At 48.0% G+C, this 17,630-nt stretch carries 17 protein-coding genes; 1 reads left to right on the plus strand and 16 read right to left on the minus strand.

Going from position 1 to position 17,630, the window contains the following annotated elements; translation table 11 throughout:
- The first annotated feature begins 92 nt into the window (after positions 1–92).
- Complete coding sequence (locus HRU80_15575) at positions 93–641, plus strand: phosphatase PAP2 family protein (GenBank protein QOJ30213.1); 549 nt, start codon at positions 93–95, stop codon at positions 639–641.
- Positions 642–823: 182 nt separating this feature from the next.
- Here HRU80_15575 and ccsA (HRU80_15580) read toward each other — a convergent pair whose 3' ends face one another.
- The 16 genes from ccsA (HRU80_15580) to amrS all read right to left on the minus strand — a co-directional run bounded on the left by ccsA (HRU80_15580) (position 824) and on the right by amrS (position 17,626).
- The gene (gene ccsA / locus HRU80_15580; GenBank protein ID QOJ30214.1) at positions 824–3,247 is read right to left on the minus strand and encodes a cytochrome c biogenesis protein CcsA; all 2,424 of its coding nucleotides are present in this window, start codon (positions 3,245–3,247) and stop codon (positions 824–826) included.
- Complete coding sequence (locus HRU80_15585) at positions 3,244–3,657, minus strand: cytochrome c maturation protein CcmE (GenBank protein ID QOJ30215.1); 414 nt, start codon at positions 3,655–3,657, stop codon at positions 3,244–3,246. The genes ccsA (HRU80_15580) and HRU80_15585 overlap by 4 nt, the downstream gene beginning before the upstream one ends.
- Before the next feature lie 18 nt (positions 3,658–3,675).
- The gene (locus tag HRU80_15590; protein ID QOJ30216.1) at positions 3,676–3,807 is read right to left on the minus strand and encodes a CcmD family protein; all 132 of its coding nucleotides are present in this window, start codon (positions 3,805–3,807) and stop codon (positions 3,676–3,678) included.
- A gap of 7 nt (positions 3,808–3,814) precedes the next feature.
- Positions 3,815–4,522, minus strand: a complete 708-nt coding sequence (gene ccsA / locus HRU80_15595; protein ID QOJ30217.1) for a cytochrome c biogenesis protein CcsA — start codon at positions 4,520–4,522, stop codon at positions 3,815–3,817.
- Positions 4,523–4,550: 28 nt separating this feature from the next.
- On the minus strand, positions 4,551–5,213 hold the full coding sequence (locus HRU80_15600) for a heme exporter protein CcmB (protein QOJ30218.1): 663 nt from the start codon (positions 5,211–5,213) through the stop codon (positions 4,551–4,553).
- Positions 5,210–5,863 (minus strand): ABC transporter ATP-binding protein, encoded by a 654-nt coding sequence (locus HRU80_15605; GenBank protein ID QOJ30219.1) that lies wholly within the window; start codon positions 5,861–5,863, stop codon positions 5,210–5,212. Before HRU80_15605 ends, HRU80_15600 begins: the two co-directional genes overlap by 4 nt.
- Positions 5,856–7,496, minus strand: coding sequence for a hypothetical protein (locus HRU80_15610; protein QOJ30220.1), 1,641 nt, complete (start codon positions 7,494–7,496; stop codon positions 5,856–5,858). Before HRU80_15610 ends, HRU80_15605 begins: the two co-directional genes overlap by 8 nt.
- Positions 7,493–9,619 carry a VCBS repeat-containing protein gene (locus HRU80_15615; protein QOJ30221.1) on the minus strand — a complete coding sequence of 709 codons (2,127 nt, stop codon included), beginning with the start codon at positions 9,617–9,619 and terminating at the stop codon, positions 7,493–7,495. The genes HRU80_15610 and HRU80_15615 overlap by 4 nt, the downstream gene beginning before the upstream one ends.
- On the minus strand, positions 9,564–10,037 hold the full coding sequence (locus HRU80_15620) for an acyl-CoA thioesterase (protein QOJ30222.1): 474 nt from the start codon (positions 10,035–10,037) through the stop codon (positions 9,564–9,566). The genes HRU80_15615 and HRU80_15620 overlap by 56 nt, the downstream gene beginning before the upstream one ends.
- Positions 10,038–10,802: an outer membrane protein assembly factor BamD gene (bamD, locus tag HRU80_15625; GenBank protein ID QOJ30223.1), complete on the minus strand. Its 765-nt coding sequence runs from the start codon at positions 10,800–10,802 to the stop codon at positions 10,038–10,040.
- Positions 10,803–10,975: 173 nt separating this feature from the next.
- Positions 10,976–11,428 (minus strand): RES domain-containing protein, encoded by a 453-nt coding sequence (locus HRU80_15630; protein QOJ30224.1) that lies wholly within the window; start codon positions 11,426–11,428, stop codon positions 10,976–10,978.
- 12 nt (positions 11,429–11,440) lie between these two features.
- Positions 11,441–11,827: a DUF2384 domain-containing protein gene (locus HRU80_15635; GenBank protein QOJ30225.1), complete on the minus strand. Its 387-nt coding sequence runs from the start codon at positions 11,825–11,827 to the stop codon at positions 11,441–11,443.
- Between the two features lie 263 nt (positions 11,828–12,090).
- Entirely contained in the window at positions 12,091–13,215 is a 1,125-nt protein-coding gene (locus tag HRU80_15640; GenBank protein QOJ30226.1) for a carotenoid 1,2-hydratase, read from the minus strand.
- Entirely contained in the window at positions 13,215–15,749 is a 2,535-nt protein-coding gene (locus HRU80_15645; protein ID QOJ30227.1) for an FtsX-like permease family protein, read from the minus strand. Before HRU80_15645 ends, HRU80_15640 begins: the two co-directional genes overlap by 1 nt.
- Positions 15,733–16,422: an ABC transporter ATP-binding protein gene (locus tag HRU80_15650; GenBank protein QOJ30228.1), complete on the minus strand. Its 690-nt coding sequence runs from the start codon at positions 16,420–16,422 to the stop codon at positions 15,733–15,735. Before HRU80_15650 ends, HRU80_15645 begins: the two co-directional genes overlap by 17 nt.
- Before the next feature lie 178 nt (positions 16,423–16,600).
- Positions 16,601–17,626, minus strand: a complete 1,026-nt coding sequence (amrS, locus tag HRU80_15655) for an AmmeMemoRadiSam system radical SAM enzyme (GenBank protein QOJ30229.1) — start codon at positions 17,624–17,626, stop codon at positions 16,601–16,603.
- Between the last annotated feature and the right edge of the window lie 4 nt (positions 17,627–17,630).

Genomic DNA, 17,630 nt, shown 5'->3' on the forward strand with positions numbered 1-17,630 from the left:
CCCGGCAAATATAATAATTTTAGACCGCAGGGGCAGTGCAGCAGGCATCATTCCGCGGTAAAAACTTCAATCATCCATAGTATAACAAGAGCATGACCGATTTTCTTTACTCAATAGACCTGGCGGTATTTTACTTTTTTAACCATACCATATCCAATGCGGCCTTCACCAGGTTTTTCTCCCTGATCACCAATGTAAACAACTGGTATATCACCTACGCAGTGCTTCTGGGAATTCTCTTTTTTAATGATGGGAAGAAGGGAAAGCTTGCTGTTCTTTTTGTGCTTCTGCTGGTGGTCGCATCCGATCAGCTCGGCTACCGGATTCTGAAGGAATATTTTCAGCGGCCCAGGCCCTGCATGGCGCTAAGCGATGCTATCACTCCTTTAGGCTGCAACGGCACCTGGTCTTTCCCCTCAAACCATGCACTGAACAATTTTGCGGTGGCAATGTTTTTTGTCCGGCTCTATCCAAACCTGAAGTATCTGCTTTTTATTACCGCGGGACTGATAGCCTTATCAAGGGTGTATCTCGGACTGCATTACCCGTCCGACATTATCGGCGGCGCGCTTATTGGTATCGGGCTGGGATATGTGTTTGCATTGATGCATAAGACGGTGCAGAAATACACGGGAAAGTAATTATGAATTATGAAGTATGAATTGTGAATTTTTGCCGGGAATGACATGAATATATACCAATGTGCGATGTACAATGAACAAGTAAAAATGAAAAATTGAAATCTGCCACAAATAACACGAATCACCACGAATATTTAAAACAAAAAAGCCCCGCATCTGCGGGGCTTTTTTTTCAGATAGTTTTAGTTTTCGCTGCTGCCTGAGGGGACGGTTTCGTCAAGACGGCGGAACATCGAGAAGAAGAATCCCGCGGTCATAACAATTACTCCGAGCCATACCAGATTTACATAGGGCTTAATGCTCGCGGTTACACTCAGCACTTCACCCGTTGCATGGTTGTGACCGTCATGGCTGCCGCCTGATACCACAAAGTCAGCATTCTTTGTGGCAGGGTCAACTTTTTTCAGCTGTATCTTCAGATCGGAACCGGGTATCTCCAGCACGTCAAAAGTTACATTGCCGCCGGTGCTCCTCATCAGAGCATCCATTGCAAAAACCTGTCCGTCCTTTTCAACGGAAAGTTTTGCGCCCATCACAAAGTCACCGCCTCCCATCATTGCGGTCATGTCAGGCTTTACAAAATCAACATACTTGATTTTAAGTCCCTGCACCCGGGTTTCTTCGTCCACGGTAAGGGTTATTTCATTACCTTCCGCATGGTCAGCCCCGGCCTCTTCAAATCCGAGCGGTGATATATAAAGGTCCTTTGTGAGACCCATCAGGATATCCGGCTCACGCATCAGTCCCTGATTAAAGTCGCTGATATACATCACCGGGGAAACGGTATATTTTTCATCTCCCTTGAGGACATCCACATTAAACGCAAATTTCTTATTGTTTTCAATGCCGTTATAGCCGGTAAAGGTAAGCTTATGGCCAAATACTTCAACCGTCTGTCCTTTCGGCAGATCAATATCCTTTTCAATACTGTGACCGGCCGAACCAACCACACCAAGTATAAAGAATGCAATACCCATGTGGGCTATATACGCGCCTGCCATTTTCGGTTTTCCGGTAAAGATCTTGTAAGCAATCTCTCCGTTAACGATAAGTGCAAATGCAGAACTCAGCGTCATGAGTATCATCATAATGTTTGTCACACCGCCGAAAATTATCACTGCGGCTGTGATCGCAAGTGAAAGTATCGCAGGCCAGCGCAGCTTCTTAAATAATTCTGCACCTTTAGTGGCTTTCCATTTCAGCAGCAGACTCATGCCGTTCAGGAACATGATAATTATCGCAAGAGGGATGTGCATATCATCATAAAAGACAATATCCACCGACTGCCCGAATATGGGAGCCGATGTTCCGGTAAAGACGATAATCGCTGAAGCAGTCATTGCCACGGCAGCAGTAAAAAGTGAAAGTTCCCGCGAAAGGAGTTCCTCTTCGCTTCTTGCCTCAGCGTTCGCGGCACTCAGGGTTTTCCAGCGGTAGATAACCATTCCCGCCCCGAGTGCTGCAAATGAGCCGATAAGGGTAATCAGGAAGAGATACACAATCATGCCCGGATCAACAAATGAATGAACCGAAGCATCACCAAGCACACCGCTGCGGGTGAGGAATGTGCTGTAAAGAACGAGGATGTATATACTCATCGAAAGAATGAGGTTGGTCACTGCGTAGCGTCCGATGCGGTTAGGGTCTTTCCCCTGATCTTTCCGCTGCACCACCATGGTGTGAATTGCGGCAACGCTTATCAGCCAGGGAACCAGACTTGAGTTTTCAACCGGGTCCCATGCCCAGTAACCGCCCCAGCCGAGAATTCCGTAAGCCCAGTAGCCGCCGAGCATAATGCCGAGTCCGAGAACTCCTGCTCCTCCCAGAATCCAGGGGAATGACTGGCGTACCCAGTCGCGGTAATCGTTTTTAATAAGAGCCGCCATCGCAAAAGCAAAAGGGACGGTTCCCATAGCGAAACCGACAAAAAGAATCGGGGGATGAATCTGCATCCAGAAATTCTGCAGCAGAGGGTTCAGCCCTTTTCCCTGAATAATCACATCATTTACGGACATGCCAAGAGATGAAAGCACCGGCAGTATATCCGAACTGATCTTCAGGAAATTTGTTCCGTTTGAGGGATCACTGAAAAAGAATCCCTGCAGTGCCTGTATACTAAAAATGGACTGGTTCACATTTTTGATATCAACAAAAACCGGATCGGTCCAGAGATACGCAAAGGGGCTCTTCAGCATGGGGGAAACCATGGTGAGCAGGAATGAAGTTGCCAGTGCATACACCATCATCAGACGGGGTTCAAGGTCACCCATCCTCGAAGCATAGGACTGAAGGAAGATACCGATGATTGCCGTAAGCAGCAGCCACAGCATGAAGCTTCCTTCCTGACCTGCCCAGAAAGTGGCTATCAGGTAGCCAAGGGGAAGATCGCTGCTCGAGTAGCTGTAAACATATTTATACTGATACTGATGTGTCAGGATAAAATAGAGAAGAATGGTGGATGCAATAATTACCAGCATCGCCATCGCATGATAGGAGAGGCGGGCAAGAGCGAGTGTGTTTTTTGCTCCGCGGTACGTGTAGAAATACATCACCATGGAAAAAACACTCATTGCAAGAGCAAGAGTTAATACAATACTGCCGATCATATTTTCACATTCTCCGGATGTTCACCGCCTTTTTCCTCATACTGCTCCTCATATTTTGAAGGGCATTTGGTAAGGATATCCTTTGCATGGAAGTAACCGTTTTCATATTTACCGGTTACCACCACACTGGTAGCCACTTCAAAATTATTCGGTATGGTGCCGTCAAAGACCACTTTCATCTCCTGACCAGCTTCATCTTTCATGAAGAAGGTAAAGGTTTTATTCTGTTTATCAATCTGATAGTTCTTTTCCTTAACCCAGCTGCCGGTTGCTTTCACGGTGCGTCCTTTTTCCATGACGGTAGTGAAATTGCTCACATACTGGATATTACTTTGTGTGAAGAGGTAGATCATCAGACCGAGAAACACGGTCACAATGATTCCGCCGAACATGAATTTATTCTTTTTCATCGTTGTCCTTCCTGATGTTTATTTTTTCATTTCCTTTTCAATACCCTGCAGGCGCTTATCCATGACCCAAAGATAGCCAAAGATTCCTGCCCATACGATCAGGGCGATAATGAGTACGATATATATAGCATTCTGTGATAAAAATTCCATTAAATCCTCAGTTATAATTTTTCTGTACTTTTTCTTTTAAAGCGAGCGAGCGGTGTCCCACGGACCACATCCACCAGTAGAGGATGGTAAATCCGAGCAGGGAGAGGTAAAAAATCAGAAGCATATTCTGATCCATTTTAAAATTCACAACCGGGCCGGAATGGCTGTCATCGGCTGAGCCGGGGTGGAGTCCGCGCATAATTCTCGGCATAATGAAGACGAAAAAAGGGACGGTAATAAACGCGATAATTGAATAGACCGACGAGAGCCGTGCGCGTTTCTCATCATCCTCAATGGCCGAGCGGAGCGCAAAGTAGGCACCATAGATCAGCATCAGGGCAAAAATGGAAGTCTGCCGCGGATCCCAGCTCCAGAAGGCACCCCAGGCGAATTTTGCCCAGATGGCTCCGGTTACGGTTGCCAGGATGGTAAAAATCATGCCGAGCTGAGCGGCTGTATACGCTTTATAATCATCCTCAATTCTTTTTTTCCGCAGGTACATGATACTGAACACTGTGGACATAAAGAATGCGATAACAGAAACCCAGCTTGTGGGGACGTGGAAAAAGATGATTTTTGCATTCTCTTCCAGTCCGGGAATGAGAGGAAACTCATACCAATGAGCCGGTTTCTCAACTATGGGAAATGCCAGTCCTGCCACGGTTACAAACGCCAGCAGCAGGAAAAGAGACACTTTTAGAATGTTGCTTTTCATTTTCTTTGTTTTTTTGTGATTAGCCCTTTTAATCCTTCCATATAATGTCGAACAAAAGATAGGAAGCTGCTATCATGACGACATTATAACTGCCCAATACGGCAAGTTCTACTAAAGACTCATCAAAAGGTGTGCCATCCATGGACATCTTTGTTGTTTCGATGAGAGTCAGCATCAGCGGCAGGAGAATCGGGAACGCCAGTACCGGGTACAGGGTTCCTTTTGAGCCCGCTTTTGAGATAATTGCCGCGATTACGGTTGATGCTGAAGCAATTCCTATGTTTCCAAGCAGATAGGCAGCCAGAAACAGGGAGAGGTTTTTCAGCACGAACGCCTCAAAAAGCAGGCTGTATAACACCAGGATGATGATATTCATGGAGAACATCAGCACCAGGTTGAACAAAAACTTTCCGGAAAGAACCGTATCAGGGGTGGCACTCAGCTGCAGAGCCATCACTGTTCCCCGTTCTTCTTCGGAGACGAAGGTACGGGAGAGACCGGACATTGCGGTAAAAAATACGATCACCCAGAGGAGTCCGCCGGTCAGGTAATCAGATATTTTTTCCTGACCGATCGCGTAGAGTATCACACTTATCGTAACGATGATAAACATCAGCAAAGAGTTGATCGCGTAACGGGTACGGATTTCCGATGACAGGTCCTTGCGGAATAATGCTATTGCCTGTTTCATCTTCCCTCCCCGTTCCCGTTGTTTTTATAGTCGCCAAGATATATCACCCGGGAGCAGAGCGCCAGGTCACCTTCCTCATTAGAGGCAACAACCACCACGTGATCTTTTGCGTATTCGCGCACCATGTCATATATCTGGTTTTTGCCGGCAATATCCAGATTGGATACCGGTTCATCAAGAATCAATAATTGCGGCTGATGCTGCAGGGCAAAGATGAATTTCACCCTCTGTTTCATGCCGGAGGAATAGGTTTTCAGCAGATCGTCTTTCCGCTCCGTCAGTCCGAAATACTCAAACAAATTCCTCATTCTTTCGCTGCTGAAATTACCTCCGCGCACCTTAGAAAAAAAGTCAATATTTTCCTCCGCGGTGAACTCATCATAGAGCATCAGGTAAGGGGAAGCAAGACCAATGATACCGGGGAGTTCCTCATCCTCCGCTTTTTTCCCGCCGAGTTTATGCTCAACCATCCCTTTTGAGGGGGTGAGAAGTCCGGCAATAATCTTGACAAAGGTGGATTTCCCTGAACCGTTGATTCCGGATATACCGTAAATACCTGGTCCGGCTATTTCCATGTCAATCCCCCTGAAAATTAATCGTCTGCCGAATATTTTTGTCAGTCCCGAAACTGAAAGTGAATAGCTACTCATGTATAACCGTGAATTTTCCTTTCTGCACAAAATCATCCCTGCGGAGGATGTAAAGATATACCCCCGACGGGAGTTTTTCATTCCTGCTGTTCCGAACCGGATTCCATTTCACCACATTCTGCCCCTCAAAGGTAGTCCGTACCAGTTCAGACCAGACCAGATCCATCGAAGCGGTATATACCGCAAAATCCAGTTCTCCGGAAATCCGGTTCTGCTCTAGGGGAATAGTAACCCCCTGGTGCCGGCTGTAGATAAATGGGGATGGATATGCATCCTTCATGGTATAACCGCCTATGCCTCCGGAGGGGATCAAAAAATTATTCAGCACAGCGCCAAAGGACCAGAGTAAGGGCTGCAGGGTTTCCGTTCTCAGGTAATAATAATCAGTAAGCTTTATTGAACCGGTTGCGTTATAATCTGAGAGAAGCATGGAAAGTGCTGTAAGGGAGTTCATGCTGTCAATACCGAGCCGGACATCGCCGTTCACATAGATAATAAACAGCGTATCGCTCAGTCCGCCGCGTGTATTTACCGTCTGTATATAATTCAGCGAAGCGGGCTTCAGAAGGAACTGCATGGAAAGAAGGGATGAGTTCATGTTTGCCGTAACCCGGGGTTTCATGGCGGGGTATGATATCCCCTCTTCAAAATATCCTGCTTTAAAGCGGTAGTTGGTAAAATAACACCAGACAGAGAATTCATGAAGTGATTCCTTAAATGAACTTCCCCGGTCAGTCAGACTGTACTCAATCGCCTGAAGGGCGCGGAAGTCCTTAAGCAGAGTCCACTGATCGGTGAACATGGTCAGGTCATTGTGCCTGTCACGGAGATATATATTCCAGTGGGCAAGGTTATATCCGGAGTTCTGAGCGAAGGAGCGGTCGGCACCGGTAAAGAATGAATTCAGATAGCCGTAGTAGTCGTTCACCGAATCAAAAACAAACTCCTCCATCGCGGTGGAGGTCATTTCATAAAACCAGGTATCAATGATACCGCCGTTCTGCTGGCGCACGATATAGCTGCCTATCTGAATACCATGATGAATTTCATGAGCCACGGTAACGCGGGCTGCCTCGATGCCGGTGGTATAAAATCCCAGGAAGTCATTATCCATCATAATATAGCTGGTATACCGCTGGGAACCGGGGACTATTTCATCTTCAATTTCCGTAAAGCCATACACTCCGCCGAGGTTCAGGATGTAAATATCGTAGAGCGAATCACCTCCCTGTCCGTTGTCAAACGGAGGAGGGGGAAATCCGAGGTAGGCTGTTTCATATATATACGAAGAGTCTGCCGCAAGCAGCAGTTCCTCAATGCTGTATGCCGGGGCATCATTTCCGCTTTTATTGTAATGCACACGAAAGAATCCGCGCGGAGTAATTACAGAGGTATCAGTCACCGGTCGGAATAGAAGCGGAGAAAGATTCTGCTGATTTCTTTCAGAGGCAGCGGTCCCGAGGATGACCTCATTCACCAGACCAAACGCACATTTAACCGGTTCACCGTCATAGCTGTGTGAGAGAATCCGGCTGAGGGAATCCTTTTTTGCGGCAAGGGATATACCGGCACCATCACCGGCAATAACCTGAAAGGAAAGCATATATATCAAAAGAAAAAGGAGTCTGATCACAAACCTCTGAACCTGATATTGCCGTCTTCGGAGGCGGTAACCAGATAACTTCTGTTGCGGGTCAGTTTCCTCACAAGAAAATCGCTGATATCATCCGCCCTCCTGATTTTCCGTGAAGTGGATCTCCCGTCAGAGGCAGAAAAGCTGAGGTTCAGCAATTCTCTCGGATCGGCAGTGAGAAACCAGACGGAGACCTCCCTGCCGCGCCTGCGGAGGGTGATTTCCGATTCCTGTCTCAGGGCATCAAGTGCCGCGTCAGCACCTCTTTTATTGTCTATATACGATGTTACGCGCAAATTCCTTACTAAAAAAACTTCTTCATTATCTTTCCGTACCAGACCAAAAACAGCCTCATTTCCCTTTTCATCAGCCGGAATCAGGAAGAAGGATTTTGGGTCAATCTTTCCTTTTTCCGTTCTGAAGAGGGTTACGCCGGTTTCAGCAGTACCTAATTTACGGAATTCCAATGTAGTGATAAGCCCCGTATTTTTAAAGAGGTAAACACCGCCTTCCCTGTCAATCAGGGTATGCACAAGGGCACTTCCCAGTTCAATTTCAATTAGCCGTTCCGCCTTGCCTCCGCGAAAGGCAAACCTGCGGTAGCGGAAGGTACCGGCACGGCTGGTGATAACCGCGAACTCGGTTTCCTGTTCCCCCGAGACGAAGCGGACATCCTCAATTTTCCCGTCAAGGTAAAGATCGTGCCTTGCTATTTTGAAAGATTCCAGATCCGCACTCACCAATTCCAGGTAGCGGGAGCCATGCTTCCAGAGGAGTAGTGATTTCACCCGGGGGTCATCATCGCTGACAAAAATTTTATCCGGGACAGACATAACCGGACGGGTATATATCACGGCAGGCCTGCCGCTTCCGTCACGCATCAAAAAGCGGAGTGAGGAGAGATTCCGGTCATACCAGACCAGATCAGTTATACCGTTATTCCCCATATCAAAGGTACTGAGCACAGCCGGGAGTCCGCCGCTCACCATAGTCAGTTCATCTCCCGGAGAACCGGTCCTGGTGACGGTGTGTATATAGCCTGCCGAGTCAAGCAGGGCAATACCGTCAATAAAGCGGCTGAAATAGTTGGTAATATCGGTAACACCCGATCCGTTATAGAGAGTAAAAGGTTCCGAAAACTTTTCATCTTCTTTCTGAAAGAACGCGGCAGCTTTACCGGCCGGAAGGTACAGAAGCGCCAGGTCAATTCGTCCGTCACGGTTATAGTCACCAATCACCATTTTAGCAGCCCCGTGTCCTGCGGCAACATCCGCAGTACGAACAAAGGCCCCGGTTGGTTCAGCATACAGCACCGTTACCCTGTCATCAAAAAGGAGAAGTATATCATTGTATCCGTCGAGGTTAATATCATAAGCGTAAAGACCCTTTACACCGGCAGCAGTGCTCATGCTGCGTTCAAAGCGGAACGCACCGCGGCGGTTGTTCGTCAGGATATATACCGACTGGCGGAAAGGGGACCACGCAAGGATATCGGGAAGTCCGTCATGATTTACATCGGCAAAAAGAGCATACTCAAAAGACTCTCCCTTATTCAGGCGGGTTTCCTCATAACTGTTCCCTTTTGCCGTAAAAATGCTCATTCCGCTGTAATTAATACCGGCAAGAAGAAGATCGGGCAGACCGTCACCGTTAATATCTTCAGATGAGACGGTGCGGGGATACTCCGTATGCCTGAAAGAACGGCGCAGAGAATAATTTCCTCTTTCTGTAATCAGTGCCGACTCGCTTCTGAGCATCGAGGGGGAAGTGAGAAAGATAGATTCACCGCGGACCCCTTTTTCGCGGAAGTTGAGTATATATTCGGCTTTAACCGAAGGGCGCACTTTCCGTTCCTGCTTCAGCTTATTGCCACGGAATCCGGCTACCAGATCCATATCCTTTCCGGCACCGCCGTAAAGAAGGAAATCGGTATAAGCATCATCATTGTAATTAAGCGTAACAAAGGAAGTATATCCGGCAGGAACCGCGTGCCGGTCATAACGGACGAATCCCCCGACCGGAATCTGTGAAAGCAGAAGTTCCGCCGGCAGGAGCAGAAGAAAGAATTTATGAAAGAGGTTTTCTGGCAGAAAGCCGGGCATCTCGTCTGACAAGCGCTTCATCGAACCGGCGCTTCTCCTCTGCTGTTTCGGGAATTACCGGAATGGCAGGCACCGGTTTCCCGGCACCGTCAACCCCGACGAAGGTAAGATATGCTGAATTGGAATGAGTCTTTGTTCCCTGTATATATGACTCGGTATATACCTTTACACCAACCTCCATGGAGGTGTTGAACACCCGGTTCACCGAGGCAATCAGGGTGACAATTTCACCAAGCCGTACCGGGTGGTGAAAGTCAATTTTATCCACCGACGCGGTCACGCAGGTGCGCGAGGAGTGCTTCTGCGCGGCCAGCGCGGCACAGATATCAATCCAGTGCATCAGCTGTCCGCCAAGCAGATTGCCGAGGGTATTCGTGTGATGAGGCAGAACCAGTTCCGTCATGGTCACAACGGAAAGGTTCATCAGTTTTCCCTTCATCTAATTGCTCGAGAGAACTGATGGGGCAATTTTTGCCTGAAGATCAAGCATCTCTTTCAGAGCCGCATCATCCGGATAACGCTTTATAAAATTTTCGATTTCCTTAAGCGCTTCCTTATTGCGGGAACGGTCTGCAAGAAGACGGATACGCGCGGCAGATGCAATAGGAGCGTATTTCGTATCATGATAGATTTCAGCCACGGCAGCATAATACTGCAGGGCTGCGGTGTAATACTCCATCTTTTCGTAGATATACGCGCTGTTGTATTCCTTTTCGGCAAGCTTTTCCGTCAGGGTTTTAATCCTGGTTTCAGCCTCAGGAACACGCTGGTCTGAGGGGAAAAAATCTATAAAAGCCTGCAGCTCTTCGATCGCTTTACGGCTGTAACGCTGATCCAGCGAAAAGGGGGGCGAAAGCTGATAGTAGCATTCGGCAAGCATAAACTGGGATTCCGGAACAAAACTGCTCGCGGGAATATTACGGATTAGTTTGCTGAACTCACTTGCACCGAGGAGATATTCTCTTCTTTCAAAGCGGGATTTCGCCAAATAAAACTGGGAATCATCATAGCGCTCGCTTCCGGGGAACTGCAGCATGATGGCTTCAAACTCATTGATCGCCAGATCGTAGCTTTCATCATTAAAGTATTCCATAGCTACCTCAAACCGCTCTTCGGCGGTCATATTGGCGGTTTCCTTCAGACCGGAACATCCGGTAAGGAAAAGCAGCGCAAGGGGGAGTAAAACAATTGCTCTCTTAAACATTCACTATCCTGAAAATCGAAAAATACAGCCCGGATTTACCTGCCCGGGGTTACCGGGGCAATTCGGGGATTACTTTTATTATAATCACGAAATTTACGGAAAAGAGACTAAAGTAGTTAGGGAATTATGAGGGACGAATTATGAGGTATGAAATATGAATTGTGAATTATGAATTATGAAGTATGAAAGCGGGGGTCGAGGAGGAAGGGTTCTATCAAACCGGTTTTAATTTCAGCAAATAAGGGATGGCGGGTGTTAATCACAAAATTATGCTCCCGCCTGATCAGAACCGAGGGGACTTTCAGGATGCAGCTGCGGGCGGAGGTGTACCAATGGTGTCCAAATTCACCAGTTTTCAGCAAAGACTCATGGGTATTAAAGATCGCATTCGCAAGGGGTACCGGCAGTACTTCAACTGAAACCTCATCAGGAATCAGGATTTCAGTAATAAAAAACTCCCCTGCAAAAGCATTTCCGCTCCGGTGAATCAGGTTTTCCAGACAGGCAAGGGAGCGGTGTTCTGAGGCATAAAGGACATAATCCCCTGCGTGATTCCACCTTGCTGCATATCCTGACGGACTGAGCCTGCCAGCCCATTGAGCAGTTGTAATTCTGTACACTACCATTTTTAATAAAAATCAGGCAAGATCGCCGGCTTCAAGGCGGCCGAGTTCTTCAGAGATCAGGTCTATGCCTGAGGCAGTGGTGAGCAGAGTTACCGGGACCAGCCCCTGAAGACCAAAAGCAGGTTTTGACATCCACTCTCTGAAATTTTCAAGTGAGCCGAAGAGTGAAGCACCCCGTGTATAGAGAGTGACCGTTTTAATAAGGAGCTCACTTGATGAAGGAGTAAGGGTAACCGGTGAGGCCAGATAACGGTCAAGGGTTTTAACTGAAATACTAAGAATGGCGGCAACAATTTCTTTACGAAGGCCGGTTATTTTAAGGAGTTTTGGGATCAGGGAGGATGATACCCCCTTTGCCGAAGCCCTGAAAAGCTCCATTCTGTCTCTTATCAGTAACATTTCTTCATCTCCGTTTTCTGTGGAATAGATTTCGGGTACCATGGTAATCTTTCAAAATCTTTTTCCAAACATACAGACATTTGTCCGGTTTGTCAAGACAAAAGTCTAAACAATTATGAATTATCAATTATGAAGTATGAATTTCAATGGAGAATTGAGAATTGAGAGTTGAGATTTTTTTCTGCGGAAATCTGCGGGAGAGTTTTGGGGACAATGGGGACACCATGGACATTGGGCGTTAATGCAGAATTCACAATTCACAATTATTTCGAGTATCCCGTCAGTTCGGCGTAGCCTTTGCCGGATTTGGTTCCTGTAATCCGGACGGCTCCTTCCCAATAGCGGACCGTCACTTTCAATTCCTGATCTTTGACCGCAGGTACAATTTCAAGAGAAAGCTTTTCCGAGGGAACTTCGAGTTTCCAGCCGGAGGGGTAACGGTCTCCCTCATCATTTTCCCAGAATTCAGTTACCGTGAGATTTACATCCTCCTTTTTCAGAAGCCGGGTTGTGCCGTCCGGGTAGATAAACAGCCCCTTGCTCCAGCGGTCTGCCGTACCGTCTTTTTTACGTAGCTGGTAATACATCATTTCGGAACCGTCATCAAACTGGAGGGAGAACCAGTCCCACCCCTGCTGATCTTCGCTGAGCGCTGAGGTACTCCACTCCCGGTCAAGCCAGGAAGACCCCTTTACGGTAAACGATTCATCCCTGATATATATTTTGCCTTCCGAGCGGAGGCGGGGCAGGGAGTAATAAAAGGATGCATTGCCGGGATCATCCCCTTTTCTGCTGTAGCCACGGTCCCCCTGCAGAACCAGGGGCTTTACCGGATCAAGAGACAAATTAATCGAAACATCACCGCCGGCAGCGGAAAGCTGTACCTGCGGGAAATTCATTGCGGGTATATATGACCGCTCCTCAATATTCCAGTCTTCAAGCCATACCTTCAAGGGGGATGCCTGCGCTCCGGCGAGATTGTTTCCGTCCCGGCTGAAGCGTTCAAAGTAATAAAACTTTTCACCGGATATATCCGTCAGGGCAAAGTGCCCCATGTATATATTATTGGTCAGCCAGCCTCCAGACCGGGTAACATGAGGAGACACCGCAGTCCTGAAGATGGTAAACTGATAACCGAACTCTCTCCCCTCATCAGAAACAAGATTACCGGTAAAGTACCACCACTCGGTTTTATATCCGGGATGCGGGCCATGGTCAGCGGGGAAGGTAAATTCACCTCCGGGAAACGCGCGCATATAGAGGGAATCTTCCTCACCTGACATGAGTGAACTGAGAGAAAGAGAAGATCCGTTTTTCTGCTGATCAGCTTGATCACCGCAGCCTGCTGCCAGAATCATCAGCATGGTAAATACGAGAACTTGTTTCATCACTCACTCCTCAAAGCGGCGGCGGGAGAGGCTGATGCCATTTTCAGTCCGGGATATATACCTGCAATCAGTGCGGCAAGAAGAGCAAGCACCACCCCTTCCAGCAGTATGGATGGTACCGGCGTAAACTGCATAGTCCAGCCAAATGAGCGCTTGTTGATAATAAAGACCAGCACCCAGGCGAGAATAGTGCCGAGGGGAATGGCGAGCAGTCCGGATATCAGCCCCATCAGTGAAGTCTGCATGGTCAGAATGCCAAAAATCTGCCGTGGGAGAAATCCGTTTGCACGCATGATGCCAAGTTCCCTTCCCCGTTCAAGCTGAACGGACATAAACGAACTCAGGATGCCGGCAAAGGCAACAATGATTGCAAGAAGCTGCAGGGCTTTTGCGATCAGAAACGTCCGGTCAAATATTTCTATGGAACTCTCTCGCAGGAATTTATTTGTCCTGATTAAAAACTGCTGTCCGTCACTGCTCAGGTTTCTAATATATGATGCTGTTTCATCAGTATCAGCGCCATTGTTCAGGAAAAGAGCAATTCCTGATATACCGTTAACCGACCAGTGCCGCTTAAAGTGATTGTAATCCATACTTATGAGCCCCTCATCCGAGGCATAATCATAGTATATACCCGCAACCCTGAAGTTTTTCTCTCCGGATGATGTTTTCAGCATAAGCTCATCCCCTGCCTCAAGGTCATGCCTGAAGGCGAAAGGTTCTGTTATGAGAATTTCTCCGTTGTGGAATTTCTCCCATATATCCTCAGGATCACCCCCCTTAAAGCGGTAACCGGTATAGCTTTCCTTCCCCATTGAAACTCCCAGCAGCCGGTACTGTTTTTCATCCTGGCGGATAGTTATCTCCCTGAAGAAATTCATATCCCGGGTAAACGATGCATCCTTGAGTTTCACCGGAAGCGACTCAGGAAGAGTGCCGTCAATTTTGCGGGAAACCAATGACGGGGCTGATATATATAAATCCGCACGGAGGCGGCTTGAGAGCCATTCAGTAACCGTTGTCCTGAAACTGCTGACCATGGTTCCTACCCCGATGCTCGCCGATACCGCAACCGAAAGAGCGGCAATAGCAATCCAGGTACGGCTGATATTCCGCACCATACTCCCTGAGGCGATGCTCCCCGTCAGCCCGAAGAGCCGCTTCATCACCGGGGCGACGAGGCGGTGGGTATATACAATGAGCGGAGGGGTAAGCGCCGCAAATCCCAGAATAACGGGAAGAATACCCGCATAACTCAGCCAGATGAAATTCACCGGCAGCAGCAGGATTATTACCCCTGACGCGAGAAGAAGAATTCCTGCAAGGGTGAATAATTTCAGTTTTCCGGTAACCCCTGTTTCCTGCGAAGAGCGGATAAGGGAGTGTGCCGGAGGGATGCGCGATGCTCGCCATGCAGGATGCAGCGCCGAAAGAAGTGTTGCGATCATTCCCGCAGCGGCTCCTTTTGCAATCAGCAGCGGATCAGTATGAATCTCCGTTACCGTCACCACAAAATAAAGATCATTAATTGACTGAGCGATCAGTTCAACCAGACGGGTTGAGAGGATATATCCAAGCAGGAGTCCAATCACGGTTCCCGCCGCACCGATAATCAGAGACTCCTTAATAATCAGACCGAAGATTTCCTGTGAAGTCACCCCGATGCAGCGGAGGATTCCCGTCTGCTGTTTCCTCTGCACTACGGAAAACGATATGCTGTTATATATCAGAAAGATGCCAACGATGAGCGCAAGGAGACTTAGTGCGGTCAGATTGATGGTAAATGCTTCAAGCATTTGTTCAGCCGTCCGTGACCGGGCGGAAGAGCGCTCAATGGAGTATCCTTCCGGAAGGAGTGATGTTATATACTTTTCTGATTCCTTATCCGGCAGAATGGTATTGACATAGTCAATATATCCGTTTCTCCCCGTGACTGCTGCGGCGGAAGCAATATCCATGATAATGACATTTTCAAGCGAGGTATCATCCTTTTTTGCGGCAATCAAACCGGCAACGGTGAATTCATGTTCCTTCCCATTGATGATAAAACGGACCGGCTCCCTGCTTTTATATAATCCGGCAAGTGAACTGTTGCCGCTGACAAGAATGGTATTCCTGCCAAGCAGGAAGATGCCAAGATTTCCGGTAAAAGAGCTGTCGGTAAAATTCAGGTAATCACGGAACTGCGCTTCAGCAAAGATATCCAGGCCAAGAAGCTGGTAAATCCGCTTCTCCTCAGCGTCATGCACAGCATATTCTTCAATCACCGGGGCCAGGTCTCCCGTTCCGGGGGTAAGGCGGATGTTCCGGTATATACTGTCAGGAATCTGTCCTGAGGCACTGATGATATGATGTGTTGCCTTTCCCGCAACAGTATTCATCGAAAGACGGAATGCTCGTTCAGCGCTGCCGTTTGCAATATCAATGGCGACAATGATCGCTACACCCAGCGCAATACCCGCCACCGAAAGCCAGAACTGCCAGGGATGTTTCAGCAGCCAGCGGAGCGAAGTCCGGTTAAGGAGCTTTGACAATCAACTTCTCCTTGTCCAGTTCATTAATCTTCCCTTCTTTTACCGTAAGCACTCTGTCAGCCAGCCCGATTACCTCGGGACTGTGAGTCGCCATTATCATGGTTTTTCCTGTCTGCCTTACCAGCAGGTCAAGCAGGTCAACAATTCTTCCGCTGGTTTCATAATCAAGATTTCCGGTCGGCTCATCGGCAAGAATATACTCCGGTTCGTGAATAAGCGCACGGGCAATAGCAATCCTCTGCTGTTCCCCGCCCGAGAGAGTGTCGGGATAGCTGTTCATTTTATGAAGCAGGCCGGTCTGTTCCAGGATAGTGCTGATTTTTCCGTTCACCGGAAGCCCGTTCAGTTCAAGCCCCAGCTGCAGATTTTCAGCAACCGTGAGTGTGGGCATCAGGTTAAAAAACTGAAAGACAAAACCGATATGCTTTCTGCGGAAGAGGGTGCGTTCTTTCTCACTCATCCCGGTAATTTCCTGTCCCCTGAGCCGTATGCTGCCGCTGTCGGGGAGGTCAATGCCGCTGATCAGGTTGAGCAGGGTGGATTTGCCTGAACCGCTTTTCCCAAGAAGGACGATTATTTCCCCCTGAGAGATCTCCAGGTCAAGGTTTTTTAATACCGTGTGGCGGGTGTCTGCCTCATGGTAGGATTTTACTATATTTTTTAACTGAATCATGTGCTTGAAAATTGATTAACTACAGATATAAAAAAGGGGGAGGGGTTTTAGTTCCCAAGTTACCTTTTTGCTGGGACAATGGGGACACTTGGGACAATGGAGAAAGCAATGTACAATTTACAATGGATAATGGATAATTGAGAAGGGAGAATGGAGAATTAAAAAAAGTAACTGCGGGTTACTGAAATCTTCCGGCGATGTGGGTACCGCAGGAGGGGCAGGCGCCATCTTTCAATAAATTCATCTGCACTTCATGCCAGCTTCTCCTGATGAGCTCTTTGCCGCAGCCCGGGCAGCAGGTTATCTGCCCTTCATCCCAGTGAATATTACCCGTATATACATATTTCAGCCCTGCTGAGCGCGCAAAATGATATGCTCTCTTTACCGTGGCAGGAGGTGTCGGTTTTTTGTCCATCATGCGGTAATCAGGATGAAACGCTGTGAAATGGAGCGGCACATCATCCCCCAGATGTTCAAGGATCCAGCCGCACATCTTTTTGATTTCATCATCAGAATCATTCTCCTCCGGTATCAGCAGTGTGGTAATTTCAAGATGTACATCCGTTTCATGCCGGAGCCAGACCAGGGTATCGAGGATGTCCTGAAGATGGCTAAAGGTGAGTTTATGGTAAAAGTGCTCGCTGAAGGCTTTCAGGTCAACATTGGCAGCTGATATATCACGGAAGACTTCCCTACGCGCTGCTTTGTCAATATATCCGGCGGTAACCATAACCGGATGAATTCCCTCTGCACGCGCAAGCTGCGCTATGTCAATCACATATTCTCCGAAAATAACCGGATCGTTATAGGTAAAAGCAATGGAGGGAGTTCGGTATTTCTTCGCCAGAGCAATTACCTGACCGGGAGTTACATAGAGTGCATCTTCCGCGTCAAGCTTTGCCTTGCTGATAGACCAGTTCTGGCAGAACTTGCATCCGAGATTGCATCCTGCAGTGCCGAAACTGAGAATTTTGGTGCCAGGAAAAAAATGGCTGAGGGGTTTCTTTTCCACCGGATCCACGGCAAAGCCTGTCGGCCTGCCGTAGCCCGATGTATATAATATGTTGTTGTGGTTCTGCCGTATATAACAGAAGCCGTGCTGCCCCTCGCCGATAGTGCAGTAGCGGGGGCACAGGGTGCAAAGGAGTTTGCCGGAGTTATGCTCCTCCCACCAGAGAGCTCTGTGAAGTCCGGCCTGTTCCATTGCT

It is taken from the genome of Ignavibacteriales bacterium (genome assembly GCA_015709675.1).
Lineage (GTDB): Bacteria > Bacteroidota > Ignavibacteria > Ignavibacteriales > Ignavibacteriaceae > H2-BAC3.